The following is a 22,623-nucleotide window of genomic DNA, read 5'->3' as shown; positions in this document are numbered from 1 at the left end:
TCCTTAAGTCTTTCAGAGAAAAGAAGAACCGGCATATCCGGTTTTTCTTTTCTGTTGGAAAGGGCGGCGCTACGCCGTCGGCGCGTCTGTGCGCATCAAGCCTTCTTTCTTGAGATCGGCCCAAAGCGCCGATGGCAGCTTCGCGTCGAGCAGCGAGCGATTGCTTTCGACTTCGCCAGGCCGCTGGCCGCCGGGGATTACCGAGACGACGGAAGGATGCAGCAGCGGGAACTGCAGCGCCGCCTCGATCAGGCGCGCGCCGTGGCGCTTGCAGACGGCCTCGATACGGGTGACGCGGTCGATGATGTCCTGCGGCGCCTTCGAATAGTTGTAGTAGGCGCCGGGCTTCGGCCCGGTTGCCAGGATGCCGGAATTGTAAGGCCCGCCGAGAACGATGCCGATGCCGCGTTGCTGGCATAGCGGCAGGAAAGACTGCAGCGCCTCCTGCTCCAGCAGCGTGTAGCGCCCGGCAAGCAGGAACAGATCGAAATCGCCGCGCTCGGCCAGCGTCTGGGCAACCTGCCACTCGTTGATGCCGCCGCCGAACGCCTTGATCACGCCCTGGTCGCGCAATGCCAGCAATCCATAGTAGCCGGAACTCATGAATTCCTGGATGCGCTGGTCCGAGGCTTCCTTGCTGCCATGCGTGAAGATGTCGACATCGTGCACGAAGAGGATGTCGATGCGGTCGACACCGAGCCGTTCCAGCGAGGCCTCGAAGGAGCGCATGATACCGTCATAGCTATAGTCGTAGACCTCGCGGCGCGAAGGGGTGTCGAAGAATTTGCCGATGCCGGTGCGCTGATCCGGCGGACAGGCGCGCATGATGCGTCCGACTTTGCTGGACAGCACGTAGTCGTCGCGCTTCTTCGAACGCAGGAACGGATTGAGCCGCGTTTCGGCTAGGCCTAGCCCATAAAGCGGCGCGGTGTCGAAGTAGCGGCAGCCGACCCGCCATGCCGCCTCCAGCGTGGCATTGGCATCCTCGTCTGAGACGGCGCGGTAGAGATTGCCGAGCGGCGCGGTGCCGAAGCCGAGCTCGGTGAAGGTGATGCCGCCATTGCCGATGCGGTCGAAATGCCGTGTCTTCATATACTGTCGTTTCCTCATTTGCGATTTGCCGTGACACTATCACGGCTGTGGCACATCAAAAGCACTGCGTGTCGTTGGACACCGATTTTCGCGGTGATAGCATGAATGAAAACAAGCTGTTCGGGGCAGATGTGACTGACATATTCAAGTGGTTCTCTGGCAACTGCAAGCTGGTGCAAATGTCATGAGGGACGCCGGCGAAAACCTGTTTGGGATTGCGCTGAACGAGCTTGGTACCGTTCTGGAACGTATCGACGAAAGCCGCATCGACGCCGCTTGCGCCATCTTGGCGGGCGCGAGAAAGATCGTCACCTATGGCTGCGGCCGCGAGGCGCTGCAGGTCAAGGGTTTTGCCATGCGGCTCTATCACCTCGGTCTGCCGGTTTCGGTTGTCGGCGATATGACGACGCCGCCGCTGGACGCGGGCGATGTCTTCCTCGCCAGTTCCGGCCCGGGCGAGACCTCGACGGTGCTGACCTTGATGCGGGTCGCGCACGAGGCCGGTGCCGCCGTCCTGCTGCTCACCGCGCAAGCCGACAGCACTGCCGCGAAGCTGGCCGACTTCACACTGCTTATCCCGGCTCAGACCATGGCCGACGACCAGGGGCCGGAAAAGACGTCCGTGCTGCCGATGGGCTCGGTCTTCGAAGGCGCGCTGTTCGTTCTCTTCGAAGTGATGGTGCTGAAGCTCCGGGACCTGACCGGCGTCTCGCCTGAAGCGATGCGCGCCCGCCACACCAATATGGAGTAGTTGTCATGCGGTACGAATTGATGCTGCCGCACCAGATCCGCAAGGCGATCGTCGAGAACCGGCCGGTCGTGTTGCCGCTCGGTGTGCTTGAATACCATGGCGAGCACATGGCCGTCGGCATGGACACGCTGGCGGTGATCAAGAGCCTGGAGCTGTTCGAAAAAGAAGCCGAGATCGTCATTCTGCCGCCCTTCTATTACGGCGCGGCGAGCTATGCGGTTGCAGCACCGGAGGGCAGTGGTTCGGTGCAGGTCGGCGGCAATGTGCTGGCGCCATTTGCGGAAGAATTGTTCTACAGCCTGCTGCGTATCGGCTTCCGCAACATCCACGCCATCATTCACCACCAGACCGAAAATTTTGCTGCCGGCATGCCAACCGATCTCGCCTTCAAGGCCGCCGGCCGGCAGGCGATCTTCCGCTTCCTGGAGAAAGAACGTGGCGAAGGCTGGTGGGGCTCTGCGGCGATGGCCGACTATTATGCCGAGCACGCCGAGGGCACCAATTTCTTCAACTGGGTGCAGGTGCATCCGCTGATGCCGGCTTCAATGCACACCCAATACCCGTTCGACCATGCCGGCATCGGCGAGACGTCGCTGATGCTGGCCTTGTGCCCGGAAGCGGTCGATGCCGACCGCTTCGCCGACAACACCGGCTGGTACACAGCAAGTGCTTCCGAAGCCTCGGCCGAATTGGGGCAAAAAGGGATCGCCATGATCCTCGATCATTTGCGGGCAACCCTTTCGGGTTAGCGCGGTTTTCCCCCTCCCCTTGTTGTTCCCTTGTTGTGGAAGAAGGGAAGGCTGGCGCAGTTATTTCACCGCGCCCGCCGTCATGCCCATGATCAGGTAACGCTCGAGCGCGATGCCGATAACGGCGAGCGGTGTGATGGCCGCGGTGGCGAGCGCCGCCATCGACCACCAGTTGATGCCTTGTGAGCCGGTCTGGCTCGCCACCATGACAGGGATGGTCTTGGCGTCGGTCGAGGTCAGAAGCGCGGCGAAGAAATACTCATTCCAGCACAGCACCATTGCAAGGATGAAGGCCGCGACCATGCCCGGCAGCGCGATCGGCATGACGATGCGCAAGAAAGCGCCCCAGATCGACAGGCCGTCGACGAGTGCTGCCTCCTCCAGTTCTACGGGAATGGAATTGAACTGGTCGCGCATGATCCAGATGACGATCGGCAGCACCATCAGCGTATAGAGCAGGATCAGCCCGACGCGTGTGTCGAGCAGGCCGACTTCCCGGTAGAGCACGAGAAAGGGCAAGGCCAGTACCACCGGCGGCAGGATCAGCTGCGACAGGAAGAAGAAGGAGATGTCCGCGTTCCTGAACCAGGCGAACTTGTAACGATAGCGGGTCAGCCCGTAGGCGGCGAGGCTGCCAATGACGATCGCCAGGCTCGAGGCGCCGACCGAAGTGATGACCGAATTCATGAAGCGCTTGATAAATTCGTCGCGAACCGTCGACGTCCGAAAAATCGAGTCCGGAGAGAGGCCGAGTGACCGCCAGCCTTTCCAGTCGGGCTGGAAGTCGACGAACGGAAGCAGATGGCCCTGGGTGACGTCGACCGCGGTCTTGAACGAAGTGGTTATCGTCCAATAGATCGGGAACAGGCAGATGAAGGCCCAGAAGATGAGCGCGCCGTAGATGAAGACGCGGTTGGCGACGAAGCTCGCCGGCGAACGAATTTCGGAAGCGGCATAGTCCGTGGTCTGAACGCTCATCTTGCCGGCCCGATCAGTTGACGTTGCGCACGAAGCGGCTGGCGAATTTCAGCAGCCAGGTCACGAACATAATGATGATGATCAAATAGGCCATCGCCAGCATCGTGCCGTAGCCGACATTCGATCGATCGCGATATTCGCGGTAGATGAAGCTCGACACTGAATCGGTCGCGCCGCCCGGGCCGCCGGAGGTGACGGTGATGATGATATCGGCGAGCTTCAGCTTGAAGATGATGCGCAGGATGACTGCCGTCACCGACACCGGCAGCATCAGCGGGAAGGTGACCTGCCAGAAGGTCTGCCATGGGGTGGCGCCATCGACACGCGCCGCCTCGAGCACTTCGCGCGACATCGCCTGCAGACCGGCGAGCAGCATGATCATCATGAACGGGATGAAGGTCCAGGCGTCGAGCACCATGATCGAGATGCGGGCGGTGATCGGGTTGGAGAAGAAGGCCGGGTTTTCCCAGCCGAGATGCCGAGCCAGCGTTGCGGCAGGCCCGAAGCGGTATTCCATCAACGACTTTCCGATCATCCACGACACCGCCACGGGCGACAGCATCAACGGCAGCAGGAAGACGACGCGGAAGAATTTTCGTGCCCTAATCTGCGCGTTGAGCAGCAACGCCAGGCCGAAGGCGATGACATATTCGACGAACACCGCCAGCACGTAGAGCACCATGTTGAACAGCGCGTTGCGATAATAGGCGTCGTTCAGCATCTGCCAGAAATTGTCGAGCCCGTTGAACTTCCGGCCGCTGAAAGAACTGAGGTTCCAATCGGTCAGCGCGATGTAGAAGCCGAACAGCGTCGGGAAGATCACCATGGCAATGGTAAACAGCAGCGCCGGCAGCAGGAACAGCGCGCGCTGGCCGTCCTCGCCGCGCGTCAGCACCTGGCCGATACCGAGTGCGACACCCCACAGCACATAAGCGTAAACGACCGGCCGCCAGGTCTCGAAGCCGATGGTGTCGACATCGCTCTTGTAAAGGATTTGCAGCGCGATCACCGCCAGAAGGCCGAGCGTCGCAGCAGCCATCAGCGCCCAGCCAAGCCGTTTGCGGCTCCGCGATATCAGGTCGGATGGCACGGCGCCTGCCGGCCATTCACTTGTCGACAAAGTCTGGTCAGCCAGGGTCCGGTCAGCCACGCGTCTTGCCCGTTCACAGGAGGCTCGATGACCGGCCGAGCCGGTCGAGGCCAAGTCGGTCAAGCGGAGGTCCGGCGGCTTTGCGCTGCCGGACCAAGTTTCACGATCTCAGCCTACATGCCGAGCGAGGCCTTGTAGAGCTTGATCTGGTTGTCGCGGCCAATCTGGTCGGTGATCTTCTCCCAAGCGGCTGCGATGGCGTCGGCGCCTTCCTGCGCCTTCATCTTGCCGGCAAAGGTGTTGGCCAAAATGTCCTCGGCGGCGCTGTAGTACTGGAAGATGCCGGGGATACGCGGCTCGATCGCCGCGTTCGGATGGTTGTAGCTGTCGGCTTCCGACTTGAGATATGAGCTTATGAACGCTTCGTCGTAGCCCGCCGCCACCCATTCCGGAATGTTGAAATGCGAGTTGCGGTAGGGCTGGAAACCCGACGGATAGGCCGCGCACCAGAGCGACAGGTCCTTGCCGCCGAGATGAGCGGCGGCGGACCAGGCGGCCTTCTTTTTCTTTTCGTCGCTGTCGACGCGCGCCATGACGTAGACGCCCCAGCCGAGATAGGCGCAGTTCGGCGCATGGTTCGGGCCGCCGGCGAGCTTGTCCCACTGGCCGGTCTTGGAGTTATAGACATCGTCCGAGCCCGGCAGGATCGAGAAGCCGGTGACGTCCCCTACGACCGACGAGTCGTTGGTTTTGACGTTCGAGCCAGCGTCCCCCCACCAAACCAGCATCGACCCGGTGCCGCCGAGGAATTGAGAGAAACAGGTCTGGTTCGGGTCGGCATTGATCTGATCTTGCGGTTCGGAAGGCAATGCATCGATCACGTCCTGGATCGCGCGGACCCAGGCCGGGTTGTTGACGCGCGGTTTCATGGTGTCCGGATCGAATAGCCAGGCTTTGTCGTCGGGATGCTTGGCGTAAGCGCTGGCGCGGCTGCCGAGGAAGTAGAAGCCGAAACCGCCCCAGGGCTTGGGCGCATCGAGATAGCCATAGACGTCCTGGCCGTTCACCTGCTTGCCCTTGAGGAACTTGGTAACCGCCTGCACTTGCTGCCAGGTCTTCGGCACGCCCCATTCGCCTTCGCCGCCCCCATCCTTCCAGGCCTTGGCGAGATCGGCATCGGCGAACACATCGGTGCGGTAGTTGAAATTATGCGCGTCGCCGTCGACGGTCACACGATACTGCTTGCCGTTCCATGTGCCGACGGGGGGTTTCAGATAGGCCACCAGGTCGTCCATGTCGATCTGCGTCCTGACCCAGTCGGGCATCTCCGAAGTCAGGCCCTTGCCGCAGACGTCGCCTTCGAACGGTGCGCCCATTTCGACAATGTCGAAGTCGATAGTGTTGGTAGCGATCGCCTGCTGCAGACGCGGATTGTAGTCAGCCTGCGCCAGGTCGATCCAGTTGATCTTGGCGCCGGTATAGGTCTCCCACGGCTTCAGGAAGCCGCGAAACAGCACATTGTGCAGGTTCTGGTTGTTAAGGCCCATGAAGGTGAGTTCGACGCCGGCGAATTCGCCTTCCTTGACATTGGCCTTGGTGGCTCCCAGGCAAAGCTCGCCGACCTGCTGGAAATCGGCATCGGTCGGCTGACCCTTGCCGACGCCCGGAATCTGCAGGATCTGCGCGCGCAGGTCATCGGCGGCCGCGGCCGGGCGCGTCAGTGCGCCAAGCCCGGCGCCAGACGCCGCGGCGATGGCGGCCATGCTGGCCGCTCCCTTCAGCACGTCGCGGCGGGTGGCCCCGGCGCGGACAAGTTGGTTATAAAGGCTGACTTTCATCTCGTTCCTCCCAGAAGGTCAATCGTGAATTTGGTTCAGATGATGGAACGCCGATTATGTTCCCCAACGACAGCGACTCCCGTAAATAGCGGCCCGAATTCTCCCTCCCGCGACGCTTGGCATTCAGTACCGGACAAGCGTACCGGTGCGCCCGGAACAGGGTCATAAGCCGGACACTGTCACTATTCGCACAACGAAGTGCGGTGTCAACGTGAATGGGTTTTTTATCTATAAGAGACCGACTTGCCCTCGCCGTTTGCGTTGTTTAGCTTCACGGCAACCAAAGGGGGAATGATGGCTCAAGTCGCGATCCGCAATGTGGCCAAGGCGTTCGGAACCGTCAAGGTTCTGCACGATGTCAGCGTCGACATCGCCGACGGGCAGTTCGTGGTGCTGGTCGGGCCTTCCGGCTGCGGCAAATCCACGTTGCTGAGGATGGTAGCGGGGCTGGAAACAGTCTCCGGCGGCACCATCGCCATCGGCGAGCGCGTCGTCAACCATTTGCCGCCGGCCAAGCGCGACATTGCCATGGTATTCCAGAACTACGCGCTCTATCCGCACAAGACGGTCGAGCAGAACATGGCATTTGCTCTCAAGCTGCGCAAAACCGACCCGGCCGTGGTCACTGAGCGGGTCAAACGGGCCGCCGACATCCTCGACCTCAATCCCTACCTCAAGCGCTATCCGCGCCAGCTCTCGGGCGGCCAGCGCCAGCGCGTCGCCATGGGCCGCGCCATCGTGCGCAACCCGCAGGTGTTCCTGTTCGACGAGCCGCTCTCCAATCTCGATGCCAAGCTGCGTGTACAGATGCGCACCGAGATCAAGGAACTGCACCAACGACTGAAGACCACCACCATCTACGTCACTCACGACCAGATCGAGGCCATGACCATGGCCGACAAGATCGTGGTGATGCGCGACGGTCGCATCGAGCAGGTCGGCGCGCCGCTGGAATTGTTCGACCGGCCGGCCAACCTGTTTGTCGCCGGCTTCATCGGCTCGCCCTCGATGAACCTGCTCAAGGGCGTCGTGCGCAAGGGCGACAAGCCCGTCGTCGAGATCGCCGGGACGCCGTTCCCGATTGCTGCCAAGAGTGCCGTGGAAGATGGCCGCAATGTCGTCTACGGTGTGCGGCCCGAGCATCTCGAAATCCATCCAGATGGTGTTCCGGCGAAGATTTCGGTGGTCGAGCCGACCGGTTCCGAGACTTTGGTGTTCCTGCGCTTCGGCGAGGGCGAGATGGTGGCGCTGTTCCGTGAGCGCCACGACTTCAAGCCGGGCGACACACTGCACCTGAAACCGCGGCTCGACCAGGTGCATCTCTTCGACGCAGAGACCGGAAAGCGTCTCTGATTTCGCCCCAGCAAACTCGCGAGGAATACCATGCTCAAAGGAATCAATCCCCTGCTCAATGCCGATGTGCTGCAGGCGCTGCGGGCGATGGGTCACGGTGACGATCTGATTATCGCCGACACCAATTTCCCGTCCGATTCGGTGGCGCGCCAGACCGTGCTTGGCCGGCTGCTGCGCATCGATGCGTCGGCGCCCGACGTGGTCAAGGCGGTGCTTTCGCTCTATCCGCTGGACACCTTCGTCGACGACGCGGCCGCGCGCATGGAGATCGTCGGCAAGCCGGACGACATTCCCGCCGTGCAGCAGGAAGTGCAAAAAGAGATCGATGCCGCCGAGGGCAAGGCCTGGCCGATGATTTCGGTCGAGCGCTACGCCTTCTACGAACGCGCCAAGAAGGCCTATTGCGTCATCCAGACCGGCGAGCGCCGCTTCTATGGCTGTTTTGCCTTCCGCAAGGGCGTCGTGCCACCGGATGCGGAGTAGGGGCATGCCGGCGAAACCGATCGTCATGAAGCCGGTTGTCATATTGGGCGTCTTCGTCGCCGACACGGCCTACCGCGCCGCTCGCCAGCCGCGGATGGGCGAGACGATCCTGGGCACGTCCTTCACGCTCGGCCCCGGCGGCAAGGGCTCGAACCAGGCGGTGGCAGCCGGCCGGCTCGGCGCCGATGTCACCTTCCTTACCCGCCTCGGCGTCGATCCCTTTGCCGATATGGCGAGACAGACCTGGTCGCATGCCGGCGTGAAGAGCGCCGTCATCGACACGCCGGAAAGCTACACCGGTGCCGCCTATATCTTCATCGAGGAGACGAGCGGCAACAACGCGATCATCGTCAGCCCAGGTGCGGCGATGCTGATCTCGCCCGCCGATATCGAGGCAAATGCCGGCCTGATCCGCGCGTCCGGCGTCTTCGTCACCCAGCTTGAGCAGCCGATCGAGGCGGCGATGCGGGCGCTGGAGATCGCGCGCGGGGCAGGGGTGGCTACCATTCTCAACCCGGCGCCGGCGGCCAAGCTTCCGGACCGCATCTATACACTTTGCGACTATGTGACGCCGAACGAGACTGAGGCCGAGGAACTGACCGGCATCAAGGTGTCCTCCATCGACGATGCCCGCCGTGCCGCCGACAGTCTGCTGGGGAAAGGCGTTGGCGCTGTCATTGTGACGCTCGGCGAAAAGGGCGCGCTGCTGCACACGGCCGACCGTTCCGAGCATGTCGCAGCGGTCGCCGCCGGCCCGGTCATCGAGACCACCGGCGCGGGCGACGCCTTCAATGGCGGCCTGGCCGCAGCGCTGTCGAGCGGGATCGAACCCCTGCAAGCGGTGCGCTTCGCCTGCGCCGTCGCCGGCATCTCGGTCACGCGCCCGGGCACCGCGCCGTCCATGCCGACGCTGCAGGAAGTCGAAGCGCTGCTCGCCAAGGGGTGAAGCCCGGCGCTGCGGGATGAGACTGTGAGCAGGAGCGAATGGGTTAGACCCGGCTCTTGTCCGAGAAGCTATTGTCTTCTGGCTTGACCACAAACAGGCGGGCAGGTCGATGGATGAGGATCAATGCCAGAATTCGAAAGGAATGGACCTGGACTGGGTCACGAAAGAACATGATTTTTTGACAAATCAACGTCGACATTTCTCCGACATCAAGGGCACGTGACCCCAAGGGAGAAATGGCGCGAGTGACGGGGCTCGAACCCGCGACCTCCGGCGTGACAGGCCGGCACTCTAACCAACTGAGCTACACCCGCGCATGGACGAGCACGTGTCAGCCGTGTTCGTCGTTGGGGCGGTGGATAAGGGGTAAGCCACCGGGTGTCAAGCGGACCCGGACAGCATAACAGCAAACAGGAGAAGGTTTTTTGACAAGCCGAACTTTGTTGCCGAAACCGGCTCCCGGCCAAGCCACTGGCCGTTCATTTGTCCTTGCGAAGCCGGTCCTAACTGCTTAAAGGTCCGGCCCGGAGCGGGCGATTAGCTCAGTTGGTAGAGCGCTTCGTTTACACCGAAGATGTCGGCGGTTCGAGCCCGTCATCGCCCACCACTTTCCATCGACGTGTTCATTCAGGCATTGTCTTTTTGCAATGTCCGGTTCACACGCCTGCACTGTCAGAAAATCGTCCAACTGGCGGTTGGTAGACGCAACTATCTGGCATCGCTTATCATTTCCGCTTGATCGCCCCGCCGCATCGGAAAGACCGTGAAAGAATTCCCTCGGAAGCCTGACAATAACCAAGTAGCACGTGCTCGTCAGGCCACTGAACACGGAACCGCGCTGATTGAAGAGCTTCGCTACACGATCGCCCTGTCGCGCCGGCTGATCGAGGCGTCACATTCACTGCTGAAGAGGTCGCAGAGCCAGGGCAGGCGTCTCGAGAGTGATGGTATCGAGATTGGCTAATAGGCACGTGGTTTGTCGACGCTAAGGTCCCCGTCGTGCACATGGACCCTTCGATACTGAGTTGTCCCGGCACACGATCGACGCAACTAGTGGTTTTGTGGTTGTTGCGGTATCTCCGCTCCCAAACGCTTCACGGTCCGGGGTTGGGCGCATAGACAGTAGGACTTTGGTCTGATCGAACTTGTCTTTCCCGTGGGACCTAAGTCTGATCTGCTGGCTCGTCGGGTGGCAAACGATTGCGTTAAAGCTTACAGTAATTTAAGGGAGCACAAAAGAAAGCTAAAATCTTACTTGCACATGGGCATGGGCGGGCGCGAAAATATTCCTGGATGGCTTGCGAGTCATCTTCCGGATGATGCGGTGATCGCAGGAGATCTCGCCGATAAGATATCTAAGGAGGCTGAAGGAAACCGGCTTCCGGGCGAACGGGTTGTGGAGACAACCCGTAGCGCAGAAGACCCCTTCAAGAAGGAAAAAGGCGAACCGTATCGCCGCGCCACGATTGCGGGAATCTTGGCCAGCGGCTCATTCCTCGCGCTGTTGGTGTTAGCGATCTATCTGCTTTATGTGTTCTCGATCGTGGCCGGGGAAACGGTCGCGAATGTTCCCCTGCCGCCCACAGTGAACTAGTAGCCGCTCCGCCAACACTCGAATTAGCCCCGCACTGTGTTGATGCTGGTGACTTTCGTGTCTGCGGTGGACCACGCGAGGAAGGTTTCGTTCCCGCGGCAAAGGTGTTCACACGGGGCAACTGGCTGCTGCAGAACGGCAGCATTGTACTTCCATCGGCCTCCCGGTTCTTTGCAACTTAGGCGATTGGCTTGTCGCAGATCAGCCTGCAATCGCCGGAGCGTGAGCGATCAGTTTCGCCACATAAACACAACGCTTCGATGAATCAGCGTCCTGCACCACCTCAAATCCAATCGCCTTATAGAACTTCAGCGCACCATCGTTCTCCGGCATGACTTCGAGGTGAATGCCGGTCGAGCCGCTCGCAGCAAGGCGCTGCTCGAGGAAGGCCATCGCGCGCCTGCCGATGCCTTTCCCGCGCGCTTGCGGCAACAGGTCGATATGGCCATGCGACGGGTAGGCCGCCAGCGCAGGCGGAACAGCGAAATCGGGATGATGGACCCGGTGCCGCGCCCAGTCGCTGCCACGCCAGCGTGAGCTGTCGGGTCCCGGGTCTGCCACGCGCCGCTGTATGTCCGGGTACCAGTCTGATGCCAGGCTGGCATTGAAAGCGGCTGTTTCGGCTGCGCCAAGCAGATAGCCGGCCGCACCCGTGGGGCTATCGATAATAAAGGCCAGTTCGGGTTCGAGGACCTGGTAGGGAATGGTGTAGAGCAGGCCGAGCAGGTCCAGGTCGTCCTCTCGGCCGCTGGCGTCCTTGCCTGCATCGCCGGTCTTGAGACAGATCATCGCAAGTGCCGGATGATCGGCGGCGGTCGCCCGGCGCAGGAAGAAACCGCCACCGAAATCGAGGATCATGGCGGCAGCAGCCGGAAATCCTTGCCCTCGGGCAAAAGCTGCCCGCCGTCGACGATGATGGTCGTGCCGGTGATGTAGCCGGCGTCATCCGAGGCCAGGAACAGGAAGGCATTGGCCACATCGCGCGGGCTGCCGAGCCGGCCGAGCGGAATGGCGTCTTCCATGTTCTTGATGAAGGCCGCACCGCGGTGCTGCTCTATGCCTTCGGTGAGGATGTTGCCGGGCTCGACGCCGTTCACGGTGATGCCGTACCCCGAGAATTCGAGAGCCGCCGAACGGATGAGGCCGTTGATACCGGCCTTGGTCGCCGAATAGTGGCCATGACCGGGGCTGGTGACGTGCGGGCCGGTGATGGAGGAGGTGAACAGCATGCGGCCAAAATGCTGTGCCTTCATCGGCACCAGCACCGCGCGTGCGGCGATGAAGCTGCCACGCAAGTTCACCGCCATGACCCGGTCCCAATCGTCGGGACTCGTGTTTTCCAGCAATTGCCAAGGATAGATTCCGGCATTCTGCACCATGATGTCGAGCCGGCCGTGACGGTCGAGCGCCAGTGCAACAGCAGCCTCGGCATCGGCCATCTGCGAGATGTCGGTGCGAATGAAGGCGGCGCCAAGCTCGTCCGCAGTCGCTTGCCCGGCCTCAACCTCGGTATCGGCCAGGACCAGCTTCGCGCCCTCCTCGGCAAAGCGCTGTGCGATCGCCTTGCCGATCCCGCGTGCGCTTCCGACGATCAGCGCGACCTTATCTTCCAGACGGCCGGTCATGCCAGCCTCTGGCGAATGGTCTGCTTGAATGCATCGAGCAGCACGGCGGCGAGCACCAGCAGGCCGTGGATCACCTGGGTGAAGTTGGCCGGCAGGCCCATCAAATTGATCGCCGTGTTGATGGCCGAGAGCAGCAGCACGCCGGCATAGACGCCGGGCAAGGTGCCGACGCCGCCCTTCAGGCTGACGCCGCCGATGACGACCGCGGCGAAGGCATTGAACAACAGGCCGACGCCGAGATTGGCGGTTGCGCCGGAGGTGCGGATTGCCAGCAGCCAGCCAGCAAGACCGGCAATGGCGCCGGCGAGAACGAAGGCTATGACCAGGTTGCGGTTGACGCGGATGCCGGCGCGAAAGGTCGCAGTCTCGTTGCCGCCGATCATGACCAGGTGCCGGCCGAAGGGCGTCTTGGCCATGATCAGCGAGAAGACGATGAAACAGGCGATGGCGATCCAGGCGGTCAGCGGCAGGCCGCCCAGGCGCTGGATGGCGAACCAGCGGATTGCCGGCGCAAGGTCCTGTGCCGACCGGCCGCCGGAAATGACCAGCACCAGGCCGCGCACCCAGATGTAGGAGGCCAGCGTGATGATGAAGGCACTCATCTTCACCTTGACCACCAGGTAGCCGTTGATGACGCCGATGAGGCCGCCGACGGCAAGGGCGATGAGCAGCGAAACCGGAACCATCAGCCATTGCGGCTGCAACTGGATGCCAAGGCCGATGCCCGACGAGCAGAACAGAATGCCGACCGCCATGGCGCTGAGCGCCGCCACCGATTCGACAGACAGGTCCATATGGCCGGCGATGATGACCAGCGCCAAGCCGATCGACATGACGCCGAGCACGCTCGACGCCTCGATGATGTTCGCGAAAATGCCGAGCTGAAAATAGTTCGGGATAAGGATGGAAAAGACCACCAGCACGAAGACCAGCATGAACCAGACGAGATTGTCGAGGATGAACTCGAGGGTTTGGCGCGTGCGGGGGTTCATCTCAGGATCCGGTTGGCGCCGACCCCGAAAAACCACCCGGTTTTCGGACTATCAGGCGCGGTTGAAAATTGCTGCAGCATTCCCGTGCGCGTCCATTCGAACGCACCGGAGCTGCAGGGCAGGGCTCCGGGCCGGCATGGCCCGGAGCTTCTGGTGAGTTCGCTATTCGACCGGCTTTATGGTTTCGGTCGGCGGCTTCATGTTGCCCCAGAAGGCCGGGTTATCGACGTTTTCCTTGGTGATCGCAGCGCCGGGGATCTTGATGTTCGGCCCCCACGCTTCCTTGGTCAGGGTCGATTTCAGGCCAAGCACATCATATTCGCCTGGCTTGATCTCCTGCTGGCTGACCACCTTGTCCATGAACATCGCGACCGCCGCAGCCTGAGCGTAGAGCGGCTGCTCGACTTCGACATTGAGCCAGCCTTTGCGGATAAGGTCGAGGCCGACCGGAGCGCCGTTCGAGCTCATCAGCATGACGTCGCCCGGTTTCTTGCCGGCGGCCTCGAGCGAGGCGACGGCGGCGACCGAAAGATGCGCGGCGTGGCTGAAGATCAGGTCGATGTCGGGGTTGGCGAGCATCTGGTCGGCAACGATGGTGCCCGCGTTACTGGCCTCCCATTGCATGGCCGGCAGCGAGATGATCTTGACGTCCGGGAACGCCTTCATCTTCTCCTCGAAACCCTTCTGAATGTCGAGCGTGTAGGGGTCGCCCGGATCGCCGAGCACCTGCAGGATCTTGCCCTTCACCGAGCCGTTCTTCGCGGTCAGGAGCTTTTGCGCCTGATCGGCAGCGACGTAGCCGATCTCGACGGTTCCGGCCACCGAGGTGAAGTCGGACGGGGTCGAGGTTATCTGGCGGTCGAACTCGACGACCGGGATGCCGGCGGCACGGGCCGCCTCGACCGACGGCTTCAGCGCATTGAAATCGACGGCGGCAAGGATGATCGCCGCCGGCTTCAGCGCGATGACGTCGTTCATCTGCGATTGCTGCGCGTCGGTCTTGTTGTCGGCGTTCAGCGTCTTCATCTCGTAACCGACCTGCTTCAGGAACAGTTCCAGCGCGCTCACCGAGCCGGTCTGGAACTCATCGAGCAATGTCGGCACCATGTAGTAGACGGTGCCCTTCGACTGAGCGAATGCCGGCGTGAGCGTGGCAAAGGCCAGTGCCAGGATACCGAAGACGGAAAGAAGTATTTTCTTCATGTCGTTCGCTCCTCTTGCGCCGGACCCCTCATTTGTCCCTCAGTTCGCCGGTCCGGCACCGGCGAGCGTCTCTCCGGTGATCATGTTGATCACCGCGTCGGGACTTGTTTTGTTGCGTGCGACATCGCCAGCCACGACACCTTGCCGGATCACCACGATCCGATCGGCGACCTGGAAGGCCTGTTGCATGATATGGGTGATGATGACGACGCCGATGCCCTGGCTCGCCACCTGGCGGATCATGTCAAGGCCGCGCCGCGTCTGCTCGACGCCGAGCGCCGCGAACGGCTCGTCGAGAAGCACCAGCTTGCCGCCAAAATGCACGAACCGATTGAGCTCGATGGCCTGCCGCTGGCCGCCGGAAAGATGCTCGACATTGGTGCGAAGCGAGGGAATGCGGGTGCCGGCGCTGGCCAGTGCCTTTTGTACCACCTGCTCCATGGCGCGCTCGTCGAGTACCGGAATGCCGAGGACCTTCCTGGTGATCTCGCGGCCCATGAAGAAATTGGCGACCACGTCGACGTTGGTGCAAAGCGACAGGTCCTGGTAGACCGTCTCGATCCCAGCGGCCTTGGCCTCGGCGGGAGATTTGGCCAGGAATTCCCTGCCTTCGAACAGCATGCGGCCGGAGGTCGGCTCGAGGCCGCCGGCAATGATCTTGACCAGCGTCGATTTGCCGGCGCCGTTGTCGCCCAGAAGCGCCACCACTTCGCCCTTGCCGATCGAAAAGCTGATGCCTTTCAGCGCTTCGATGGCGCCGTAATTCTTGGCGACGTTGTCGAGCACCAGCAGCGGTTCACTCATGCCGCGATCCCCTTGTTATGCAAGAGATCCCGACCGCGTTCGCGTTCGGCGGTGAAGATCTGGCCGAAGCGCGGCGAAAGCACCCCCGAAACGGCAAGTGCGGCGGCGCCGCGCAACACCGCATGCTGGCCGCCGCGTGCGACGCTGACGCGGGGCGTCGTGCGATCGCTTCGCGCCGAGACCGAATTGGGCAGGTGCGCGGCCGCGCCGGCAAGCCTTTCGAGCAGGTCGGTGGATGCCAGTCCGCCGAGGATGATGGTTTCGGGGTCGAACAGGTTTTCGATGATGGTGACGGCGTTGCGGAAGATCGGCGCAATCTCGCTCACCCACTCGGCGTCGGCGATTTTGCGGCGCCGCAGCGCCTCGAGCGAGAGATACCGTTCGAGGCAGCCGCGATTGCCGCACGGGCACGGCTCGCCGCCCGGCACAGCGGGAATGTGGCCGATCTCGCCGGCATTTCCCCAGGCGCCGCGCAATGCGGCCCCATCATGCACCATGACGCCGCCGAGGCCGACACCGAAATAGAGATAATAATATTCGGAATATGCCGTCCCGAGGCCGTAGAGGCGCTCGCCGATAGCCGCCGCCGCCATGTCGGTTTCGAAAAAGGCCGGCAGCCCGGTCGAGGCGGCCAGCCGCTCGCGCAGCGCCACATCCTTCCAGCCGGTCATGGTGGTCGGCCCCACAAAGCTCATGGACTCCACGCCGAACGGTCCGGGCAGCGCCATGCCGATGCCGAGAACGCGGCCACCGGGCCGCAATGCCGTCAATTCGAGCACCATGGCGCCGATCAGGTCGAAAGCGTGGTCGGGCGTTGCATTTGGGGCTTCGCGGTAGGTGCTCTCGATAACATCGCCGCTTAGGTTGATCAGGGCGGCATTGATGCCCAGCGGGGTGACGTGGATGCCGACTGCATAGCCGCCTTCCGGATTGATGCGCAGCGTCGCCGGTGGCAGGCCGCGCCCCTTGGGCTCTTCGCGCAGCGACAACACGTAACCGTGCTCTTCCAGCTCGCGAACGATGGTCGACACCGTCTGCACGGTGAGCCCGACGCGTCTTGCAATGTCGCCGCGGGCAATCGGTCCGTGAAGGCGGATGGATTCGAGCACGATGCGCCGATTATACGGCCGCCCGAACTCCTGATTGGTTCCCCGCAGTGCCATGCCTTGTGCCCCCGAGAGAGGCTAGACTGGCACTGAAGATTTATTCAGTCAAATGGAATTCAAAAATAAAATTGACAGCCCGTGCAGAGCGAACCTGGCGGATGGCCGCTCAGAGGCATGGTCAATAGCGGATGGCACGGCGCTCCAGCAGAACCACGATTGCGAAGATCGCGATTGACAAGGACGACGACAGCACGATCGCCGCATAGAGCCGATCCGATTGATAGTTGAAGGTCGCCTGGATGATGAGCGCGCCGAGGCCCTTATCCGACCCGATCCACTCGCCGACGATGGCTCCGATCACGGCCGTGGCCGAAGCGATTCGTAACGAGGAGAACAGCATCGGCAATGCTCTTGGCAGGCGCAGGCTCCACAAGATCTCCCAGCGCGTGGCCGACAGCACCCGGAACAGTTCGTGCTCGTTGTCGCTGGCCGAGTCCAGCCCGCGGATCATGTTGACCAGCGTCGGGAAGAAGCAGATCACCGCCGCGATCACGATCTTCGGCGTCATGCCGAGCCCGATGGGAGCAGCCCGGCTCCCTAGAGGTACCGCTCGACCTTCTTGCCGACGGTCAGAAACCGCAGCGGATCGATTGCCTCGCCGTTGTGGCGGACCTCGTAATGCAGATGCGGGCCGGTTGAGCGGCCGCTGTTGCCAGTCTTGCCGATCATGTCTCCGGCATCGAGCTTCTGTCCGACGGCGACGTCGATTTCGCTGAGATGCCCGTAACGCGTCACAAAACCGTTGCCGTGGTCGACCTCGATCATGCGGCCGTAGCCGCCGTTCCAGCCGGCCTTGACGACCACGCCGGCTGCCGTGACCTTGGCCGGCATACCGATCGGCGCCCTGAAATCCATGCCGGAATGCAAGGCGGCCGTGCCGAGGATAGGGTCGGTGCGCACGCCGAACGGGCTGGTGACGCTATGGCCGGGCGCGGGGTTGGCGAGCGGCAGCCGCCGCGCTTCCTTTTTAAGATGATCCAGCGCATCAAGAGCCTCGTCCAACTCCTTGACCTTGCTGTCGAAGACCAACGAGCTGTCGAGTGGTATCAGCGGGCCACCGACGTCGCTCTTTTCGAAGTCGCTATCGACGGGCAGGCCGGCGGCCTCGAGCGCCTGCGAGATCGCGTCGGCGCTTTTGTAGGCATTGTCGGCAAGTGTGGCGATGCGGGTGAGCTGCTGGCTCTCGATGGCCTTCAGCGAGTTGTTGATCGAGACGAAGAGCTTGTCTGCCCGGTCGGCCGCGCTTTCGCTCGGCAGCGGATCGGCGCGGGTCGACCACAGTGAGAACGGCCTGGTGTCGTCAACGCCCACAGGAGCGGCAAGGGGGGCGGCAAGGGGGGCGGCAAGGCTGGCGACGGAATAGGCCATCGGCTGGATGCTGCCGGTCGCGGCGGCATGTTCGTCCGGCTTTGCTGTCGGCACGGGCGGCGTTGCGACCTCGTTTTCGGCTCGTTCGAGGATCGGCCCGAGGCGGCCGTGACGCAGGCTGAGCTGGCTCTGCCGTTCCAGCAGCTCGCTGACCTTGGTTTCCATCAGCTGCTGATCGAGTAGCTGGCGGCTGGTGATGCGATCGACCTGGCTGCGCAGTGCCGAGATGCGGTCTTCGTAGGCCTGCTGCATGCGCGCCTGCCGCGCCGTCGTGGCGCCGATCAGATCGTCGCGCAGCACCAGATAAGAGGTCGCCAGCAGGTAGCCAATGACGATCGCCGCTAGCGCCGAGCCGCAAAATGCCGCAAGCCACGGGTGTATGGTGAAATGCCTTATCTGGTCGCCCCGGGCGATGATGACCGTGTGGGGCTCTTTGCGTCTGCCGAAGACCGCTGACTGACTGGCTACGTTCACGGGACCAAGCTTTCGTTACGACACCAACGACGAGCCTGATTACACATTATTAGGGTTAACAAAGTTTTGCCGGATCGAACGACAGGCAAAGGTCTTCGCGCAAAACGGGTATCGCATTGCGGCGGCCTGGCGCAGCTCTCAAAGAGCGCGAACCGCGTTCAGCACCTCTTCGGCGTGCCCCTTGACGCGGACGTTGCGCCAGATCCTGGCGATGCGTCCGTCGCGGCCGATCAGGAACGTCGCCCGCTCGACGCCCATATAGGTGCGGCCGTAGAGCTTCTTTTCCACCCACAAATGGTAAGCCTCGATCACTTTGCGCTCTTCGTCGGCGACAAGATCGACGCTCAGATCGTACTTCGCCTTGAATTTGTCGTGTTTCTTGGCGCTGTCCGGCGAGAGCCCGATGACGACAGCGCCGGCCTTTTCGAACTCTGGCTTCAACTGCGAAAAGCCGATCGCCTCGTTGGTGCAGCTTGTGGTGTCGTCCTGTGGGTAGAAATAGAGTACGATGGGTTTTCCCAGCAATGCGGCGAGGCTGAGTGAACCGCCGCCGTCGCGCGGAAGATCGAATTGCGGCGCAACATCGCCCACGTCGAGGTCAGCCATACCGATGCCCTTGTTTGAAGTTACGCGCCAGGCTGCACGGATATAATGTCGAGCGGGGATTCGTCCACGATCGAATTCGTCTCAACGGAAGATTGCGTGGATCAGGAGCTACCGCAGCACGAGAAGATCAGGTTCAGGCGTGACGAGATCACCGACCTGGGAACCTTTCCGTCCGCGTGCCGCGTCCCGCCGCTCGGCCAGGCGTCGATCGGTCGCGGCGTCCGTTTGATGGCGCGGCTGTTTGCCGGCCTCGTCGCCCTTGTGCTGCTGGCTGCCGCCGGCGTCTACGCGATCGGCGTATCCGGCTTCGGCTCGGAGCGGCTTCGCGCGGAAGCCGAAACGGCAATCGAGAAATTGGCCGGCTTCGATGTCGACGTTGCCGTCGGACCGGCCCGGCTGACGCTTGACGGGTCGAGCTTCATTGCGCTGCAGGTCAGCGACGTCAGCCTCAAGACCGCCGACGGAACACCGATGGCCGACGCCGGCCGGGTCCGCTTTGGCATCCGGCTGATCCCGTTGCTTTCGGGCGAGGTGCGGCTGACCAGCGCCCGGATTTCCGACGCGCACATCGTCATGGCGGCAATGCCGTCCGGCGGTGACTGGACGGCGGAGCTGCGCAACCAGGACGGCCTCATCGATCCGGAAAAACTTTCCGCCGCCGTCTTCGCCAACCTCAACCGTGCGCTTGATGCGGTGCGCGAGGATTCGATGCGCCAGATCGATCTGCGCAACGTCGAGCTGGCACTGCCCGAGACCGGATCTGTCGAGTCGGTCACCATCGCCGACGCCTCAGTCTCGCAATCGGGACCGGGAAGCATGGAGTTTTCATCCGACGCGGATGTCGACGGCAGGGCGCTCACCATCGCCGCTTCCGCCACCCGCGATCCGGCGACGCGACGCATCACCATGCTGGACGCCAGCATCCAGGCAGCGGACGCCGACGCTGCGGCAGCAGGTGGCAAATTGGGTGCGATCGCCTTAAAGCTGGCGGGGTCGGAAGGGACCGGCGACAACGGTTCGCGGCTGACCGCTGCCCTGTCGTTGACCGGATCGGTGCTCGATCTCGGTTCGCGCGGCCTGCTTCCGGCCGATATCGATCTCGATGCGACGCTCGTCGCGGGGTCGAACAAGATCCAGGTCGACAGTTTGCTGCTGAAAACCGGCCGCTCGACCTTCGATTTCGCCGGTTCGATCGGGCCGAAGCCGGCTACCGGCACAGCCGGCGAGGAGCCATCCTATCGTTACGACCTCACCAGCGACGGTTCGACCCTGGCGCCTTCGGATTCGCCGGAGCCGGCGCTCAGCTTCATCGCCCGTATTGCCGGCGTCTACCAGCCGACGAGCCAAAAGCTGATCGCCGAGCAGATCGGCGTCCGGTCCGGACCGGGCAGCGAAGTGCTGGGCACGGCTTCGGTTTCATTCGTCGCCAACCAGGCGCCGGGCATATCGGTGGCGCTCAATGTCCACGACATGCCGGTCTCGCACGTCAAGCAATTATGGCCGTGGTTTTCGGCGCGCAATGCCAGGCTGTGGGTGCTTAAGAACCTGTTCGGCGGTCGCGTCGTCGATGGCAGCCTGCAGTTCCAGGTTGTACCCGGACGGCTCGGCAACGGCGTGCCGCTTTCCGCCGATGAAGTGTTCGGCCGGTTCCAGGTCGAAGGATCGCGCTTCGACACGGCCGGCCGCATTCCGCCGATCCGCGATGCCGTCGGCGTCGTCGGCTTCCACGGCAACGACGTCGACGTCGCGCTGTCGTCGGGTAGCGTCTATATGCCGAGCGGCCGCACCGTGGCGGCAAGCAACGGCACGCTTACCGTCAAGGCGGCGAACCATCCGCCGGTGATCGGCGCGCTCGACATCGATGTCGCCGGCGAGGCGCCGGCAATCGCCGAACTGGCATCGTTTGATCCGATCAACGCCATGCGCCATGTCGGCCTGCTGCCGGACGACCTGTCCGGCACGGTGACCGGCCACGTCAAGGCTGATATTCCGCTGCAGTCCGGTGTCGACTCGTCCAAACTCGATTGGCTGGTGGCGCTCGACTACAAGGACCTGTCGCTGGGCAAGCCGTTCGAGGGCCAGACGGTCAGCCATGCCGACGGCTCGATCACGGTCGCGCCCGACCGGGCGGTGATCTCGGCCAAGGCACTGCTCAACGGGATTCCGGCCGAGCTCGACCTGATTGAGCCGCTGAGGGATGGCGGCCCGCCGCGCAGTCGTAAAGTAGCGCTGGTGCTCGACGACAAGACGCGCGCCAGCGCCATGCCTGGCCTGTCGACGCTGCTTTCCGGAACCATCAAGGTGGCGATCGACAAGAGCGGCGCCGGCAACCAGAACGTGTCGGCCGACCTGACCAATGCCAGGCTGGACCTTCCCTGGGCCGGCTGGAGCAAGGGCCCCGGCATTCCCGCCAAGGTCGTCTTCGCCATGGCGAAGACCGGCGACACCACGACGCTGTCCAATTTCGAACTCGACGGCAAGACCTTCTCCATCGACGGCAGCGCCGTGCTGATTAACGGCGCCTTGTCCTCGGCCCGGTTCAGCAAGGTCACGTTGAACAGGGGCGACGACGTCGCCGTCTCGGTGAAGCGGTCGGGCAAGGCCTATGCGGTCGAGGTCAGCGGCAGCGCGTTGGACGCACGCTCGCTGATCAAGCAATTCACGTCCGATGTCGATACCGCGACGAAGACCACCGGCGTCGATGCGATCTCGGTCAGCGCCGACGTCAGCTCCCTGACCGGCTTCCACGACGAGGTGCTGTCGAATCTGAAGCTCGACTACAGCGCCGCCGGCTCCAGAGTGAACGGGCTCAAGGTGAGCGCCACCGCAAGTTCGGGAGCCGCGATCACCGTGAGCAACACGACCGGCGGCGGCCTGCGAACGCTCAACATGAAGTCGGCCGACGCCGGCGCCATACTGCGCTTCCTCAACATCTACGAGCACATGGAAGGCGGCTCGATCACGCTGGCGCTCACCGGGGCTGCCGACGGGCCGATGAAAGGCCAGGTCGACGCCAGGAATTTCGTTGTCGTCAATGAGCCGAAGCTCGCCTCGATCGTGTCGACGACGCCGGCGGGCGACAGCCGCAGCCTCAACGAGGCGGTCAAAGGCAATCTCGACACGTCGAGGGTGAAATTCGAGCGCGGCTTCAGCGAGATCGACAAGGGCAGTGGCTATCTGAAGCTGCGCAACGGCGTGCTGCGCGGCTCGCGCATCGGCACCACCTTCCAGGGCACGCTCTACGACCAGAACAACAACATGGATATGACCGGCACGTTCATGCCGGCGTACGGCGTAAACCGCATCTTCGGCGAACTGCCGCTGATCGGTGCGCTGCTCGGCAACGGCCGCGACCGCGGCCTGATCGGCGTCACCTACAGGCTCAAGGGCAACGCCAACAAGCCTAACCTGGAGGTCAATCCGCTATCGGTGATAGCGCCCGGGATTTTCAGGTCGATCTTCGAGTATCGGTGAGGTCAAAACCCAATTACCTCGAGCGACCGAGTTTTGA

General features: G+C 62.6%; 20 protein-coding genes, 2 tRNA genes and 1 pseudogene. 9 read left to right on the top strand and 14 right to left on the bottom strand.

The genetic code is table 11. The annotated features are described in order from the left end of the window. Nucleotides 1-69 precede the first annotated feature (69 nt). Nucleotides 70-1,092: an aldo/keto reductase gene (locus NKI79_RS23815; protein WP_352703080.1), complete on the bottom strand. Its 1,023-nt coding sequence runs from the start codon at nucleotides 1,090-1,092 to the stop codon at nucleotides 70-72. 184 nt (nucleotides 1,093-1,276) lie between these two features. Here NKI79_RS23815 and hxlB point away from each other — a divergent pair, with 184 nt between their 5' ends. Both hxlB and NKI79_RS23805 read left to right on the top strand, forming a co-directional pair. Beyond that, on the top strand, nucleotides 1,277-1,843 hold the full coding sequence (hxlB, locus tag NKI79_RS23810; RefSeq protein ID WP_352703078.1) for a 6-phospho-3-hexuloisomerase: 567 nt from the start codon (nucleotides 1,277-1,279) through the stop codon (nucleotides 1,841-1,843). A 5-nt stretch (nucleotides 1,844-1,848) separates the two neighbouring features. Then, nucleotides 1,849-2,592, top strand: coding sequence for a creatininase family protein (locus tag NKI79_RS23805; protein ID WP_352804994.1), 744 nt, complete (start codon nucleotides 1,849-1,851; stop codon nucleotides 2,590-2,592). A 60-nt stretch (nucleotides 2,593-2,652) separates the two neighbouring features. Here NKI79_RS23805 and NKI79_RS23800 read toward each other — a convergent pair whose 3' ends face one another. The 3 genes from NKI79_RS23800 to NKI79_RS23790 all read right to left on the bottom strand — a co-directional run bounded on the left by NKI79_RS23800 (nucleotide 2,653) and on the right by NKI79_RS23790 (nucleotide 6,498). After that, nucleotides 2,653-3,570 carry a carbohydrate ABC transporter permease gene (locus NKI79_RS23800; protein WP_352804993.1) on the bottom strand — a complete coding sequence of 306 codons (918 nt, stop codon included), beginning with the start codon at nucleotides 3,568-3,570 and terminating at the stop codon, nucleotides 2,653-2,655. Between the two features lie 13 nt (nucleotides 3,571-3,583). Continuing rightward, a complete protein-coding gene (locus NKI79_RS23795; protein ID WP_352805023.1) occupies nucleotides 3,584-4,705 on the bottom strand; it encodes a carbohydrate ABC transporter permease in 1,122 nt (373 codons plus the stop codon). Between the two features lie 128 nt (nucleotides 4,706-4,833). Further along, nucleotides 4,834-6,498: an ABC transporter substrate-binding protein gene (locus NKI79_RS23790; protein WP_352804990.1), complete on the bottom strand. Its 1,665-nt coding sequence runs from the start codon at nucleotides 6,496-6,498 to the stop codon at nucleotides 4,834-4,836. Between the two features lie 294 nt (nucleotides 6,499-6,792). Between NKI79_RS23790 and NKI79_RS23785 the strand changes: the two genes are divergently transcribed. From NKI79_RS23785 to rbsK, 3 genes are read left to right on the top strand one after another with little or no spacing between them, the layout of a single operon-like run. Next, the gene (locus tag NKI79_RS23785) at nucleotides 6,793-7,851 is read left to right on the top strand and encodes an ABC transporter ATP-binding protein (RefSeq protein ID WP_254817606.1); all 1,059 of its coding nucleotides are present in this window, start codon (nucleotides 6,793-6,795) and stop codon (nucleotides 7,849-7,851) included. Nucleotides 7,852-7,881: 30 nt separating this feature from the next. After that, nucleotides 7,882-8,334, top strand: a complete 453-nt coding sequence (locus NKI79_RS23780) for an RbsD/FucU family protein (protein ID WP_254817607.1) — start codon at nucleotides 7,882-7,884, stop codon at nucleotides 8,332-8,334. 4 nt (nucleotides 8,335-8,338) lie between these two features. Continuing rightward, the gene (gene rbsK / locus NKI79_RS23775; RefSeq protein ID WP_352804986.1) at nucleotides 8,339-9,280 is read left to right on the top strand and encodes a ribokinase; all 942 of its coding nucleotides are present in this window, start codon (nucleotides 8,339-8,341) and stop codon (nucleotides 9,278-9,280) included. Between the two features lie 237 nt (nucleotides 9,281-9,517). Here rbsK and NKI79_RS23770 read toward each other — a convergent pair. Beyond that, a tRNA-Asp gene (locus tag NKI79_RS23770) sits at nucleotides 9,518-9,594 on the bottom strand. A 217-nt stretch (nucleotides 9,595-9,811) separates the two neighbouring features. Between NKI79_RS23770 and NKI79_RS23765 the strand changes: the two genes are divergently transcribed. The 3 genes from NKI79_RS23765 (at nucleotide 9,812) to NKI79_RS23755 (ending at nucleotide 10,874) form a co-directional block, all read left to right on the top strand. After that, nucleotides 9,812-9,887: transfer RNA gene (locus NKI79_RS23765), tRNA-Val, on the top strand. Between the two features lie 156 nt (nucleotides 9,888-10,043). Further along, nucleotides 10,044-10,244 (top strand): hypothetical protein, encoded by a 201-nt coding sequence (locus tag NKI79_RS23760; RefSeq protein WP_352804983.1) that lies wholly within the window; start codon nucleotides 10,044-10,046, stop codon nucleotides 10,242-10,244. Nucleotides 10,245-10,547: 303 nt separating this feature from the next. After that, on the top strand, nucleotides 10,548-10,874 hold the full coding sequence (locus NKI79_RS23755) for a hypothetical protein (protein ID WP_352804980.1): 327 nt from the start codon (nucleotides 10,548-10,550) through the stop codon (nucleotides 10,872-10,874). 201 nt (nucleotides 10,875-11,075) lie between these two features. Here the strand turns inward: NKI79_RS23755 and NKI79_RS23750 are convergent, their stop codons facing one another. The 9 genes and pseudogenes from NKI79_RS23750 to NKI79_RS23710 form a co-directional block, all read right to left on the bottom strand. Then, nucleotides 11,076-11,732, bottom strand: coding sequence for a GNAT family N-acetyltransferase (locus tag NKI79_RS23750; protein WP_352804977.1), 657 nt, complete (start codon nucleotides 11,730-11,732; stop codon nucleotides 11,076-11,078). Next, nucleotides 11,729-12,499 carry an SDR family oxidoreductase gene (locus NKI79_RS23745; protein WP_352477327.1) on the bottom strand — a complete coding sequence of 257 codons (771 nt, stop codon included), beginning with the start codon at nucleotides 12,497-12,499 and terminating at the stop codon, nucleotides 11,729-11,731. Before NKI79_RS23745 ends, NKI79_RS23750 begins: the two co-directional genes overlap by 4 nt. Continuing rightward, entirely contained in the window at nucleotides 12,496-13,491 is a 996-nt protein-coding gene (locus NKI79_RS23740) for an ABC transporter permease (RefSeq protein WP_254817612.1), read from the bottom strand. Before NKI79_RS23740 ends, NKI79_RS23745 begins: the two co-directional genes overlap by 4 nt. Before the next feature lie 162 nt (nucleotides 13,492-13,653). Further along, complete coding sequence (locus NKI79_RS23735; RefSeq protein ID WP_352804974.1) at nucleotides 13,654-14,694, bottom strand: sugar ABC transporter substrate-binding protein; 1,041 nt, start codon at nucleotides 14,692-14,694, stop codon at nucleotides 13,654-13,656. A gap of 39 nt (nucleotides 14,695-14,733) precedes the next feature. After that, nucleotides 14,734-15,498, bottom strand: coding sequence for an ATP-binding cassette domain-containing protein (locus NKI79_RS23730; protein WP_352804971.1), 765 nt, complete (start codon nucleotides 15,496-15,498; stop codon nucleotides 14,734-14,736). Next, nucleotides 15,495-16,661 carry an ROK family transcriptional regulator gene (locus NKI79_RS23725; protein ID WP_352506457.1) on the bottom strand — a complete coding sequence of 389 codons (1,167 nt, stop codon included), beginning with the start codon at nucleotides 16,659-16,661 and terminating at the stop codon, nucleotides 15,495-15,497. Before NKI79_RS23725 ends, NKI79_RS23730 begins: the two co-directional genes overlap by 4 nt. Nucleotides 16,662-16,782: 121 nt before the next feature. Further along, a pseudogene (locus NKI79_RS23720) lies at nucleotides 16,783-17,181 on the bottom strand (ABC transporter permease); the annotation flags it as partial. Between the two features lie 20 nt (nucleotides 17,182-17,201). Further along, the gene (locus tag NKI79_RS23715) at nucleotides 17,202-18,506 is read right to left on the bottom strand and encodes a M23 family metallopeptidase (protein ID WP_352804968.1); all 1,305 of its coding nucleotides are present in this window, start codon (nucleotides 18,504-18,506) and stop codon (nucleotides 17,202-17,204) included. Nucleotides 18,507-18,644: 138 nt separating this feature from the next. After that, nucleotides 18,645-19,112, bottom strand: a complete 468-nt coding sequence (locus tag NKI79_RS23710; RefSeq protein WP_352804965.1) for a peroxiredoxin — start codon at nucleotides 19,110-19,112, stop codon at nucleotides 18,645-18,647. Between the two features lie 96 nt (nucleotides 19,113-19,208). Between NKI79_RS23710 and NKI79_RS23705 the strand changes: the two genes are divergently transcribed. After that, nucleotides 19,209-22,586 carry a hypothetical protein gene (locus tag NKI79_RS23705; protein ID WP_352804963.1) on the top strand — a complete coding sequence of 1,126 codons (3,378 nt, stop codon included), beginning with the start codon at nucleotides 19,209-19,211 and terminating at the stop codon, nucleotides 22,584-22,586. The last annotated feature ends 37 nt before the right edge of the window (nucleotides 22,587-22,623 follow it).

The organism is Mesorhizobium sp. M0340 (genome assembly GCF_040321535.1).
GTDB lineage: Bacteria > Pseudomonadota > Alphaproteobacteria > Rhizobiales > Rhizobiaceae > Mesorhizobium.
This window is presented reverse-complemented; position numbering and strand designations above follow the sequence as displayed.

Bases quoted from the DNA above. Each gene is read 5' to 3' on its own strand.
- NKI79_RS23745 (WP_352477327.1), bottom strand. From the start codon at position 12,499: ATGACCGGCCGTCTGGAAGATAAGGTCGCGCTGATCGTCGGAAGCGCA.
- NKI79_RS23730 (WP_352804971.1), bottom strand. From the start codon at position 15,498: ATGAGTGAACCGCTGCTGGTGCTCGACAACGTCGCCAAGAATTACGGC.
- NKI79_RS23750 (WP_352804977.1), bottom strand. From the start codon at position 11,732: ATGATCCTCGATTTCGGTGGCGGTTTCTTCCTGCGCCGGGCGACCGCC.
- NKI79_RS23785 (WP_254817606.1), top strand. From the start codon at position 6,793: ATGGCTCAAGTCGCGATCCGCAATGTGGCCAAGGCGTTCGGAACCGTC.
- NKI79_RS23710 (WP_352804965.1), bottom strand. From the start codon at position 19,112: ATGGCTGACCTCGACGTGGGCGATGTTGCGCCGCAATTCGATCTTCCG.
- NKI79_RS23725 (WP_352506457.1), bottom strand. From the start codon at position 16,661: ATGGCACTGCGGGGAACCAATCAGGAGTTCGGGCGGCCGTATAATCGG.
- NKI79_RS23815 (WP_352703080.1), bottom strand. From the start codon at position 1,092: ATGAAGACACGGCATTTCGACCGCATCGGCAATGGCGGCATCACCTTC.
- NKI79_RS23800 (WP_352804993.1), bottom strand. From the start codon at position 3,570: ATGAGCGTTCAGACCACGGACTATGCCGCTTCCGAAATTCGTTCGCCG.
- NKI79_RS23755 (WP_352804980.1), top strand. From the start codon at position 10,548: ATGGGCGGGCGCGAAAATATTCCTGGATGGCTTGCGAGTCATCTTCCG.
- rbsK (WP_352804986.1), top strand. From the start codon at position 8,339: ATGCCGGCGAAACCGATCGTCATGAAGCCGGTTGTCATATTGGGCGTC.
- NKI79_RS23735 (WP_352804974.1), bottom strand. From the start codon at position 14,694: ATGAAGAAAATACTTCTTTCCGTCTTCGGTATCCTGGCACTGGCCTTT.
- hxlB (WP_352703078.1), top strand. From the start codon at position 1,277: ATGAGGGACGCCGGCGAAAACCTGTTTGGGATTGCGCTGAACGAGCTT.
- NKI79_RS23780 (WP_254817607.1), top strand. From the start codon at position 7,882: ATGCTCAAAGGAATCAATCCCCTGCTCAATGCCGATGTGCTGCAGGCG.
- NKI79_RS23740 (WP_254817612.1), bottom strand. From the start codon at position 13,491: ATGAACCCCCGCACGCGCCAAACCCTCGAGTTCATCCTCGACAATCTC.
- NKI79_RS23805 (WP_352804994.1), top strand. From the start codon at position 1,849: ATGCGGTACGAATTGATGCTGCCGCACCAGATCCGCAAGGCGATCGTC.
- NKI79_RS23790 (WP_352804990.1), bottom strand. From the start codon at position 6,498: ATGAAAGTCAGCCTTTATAACCAACTTGTCCGCGCCGGGGCCACCCGC.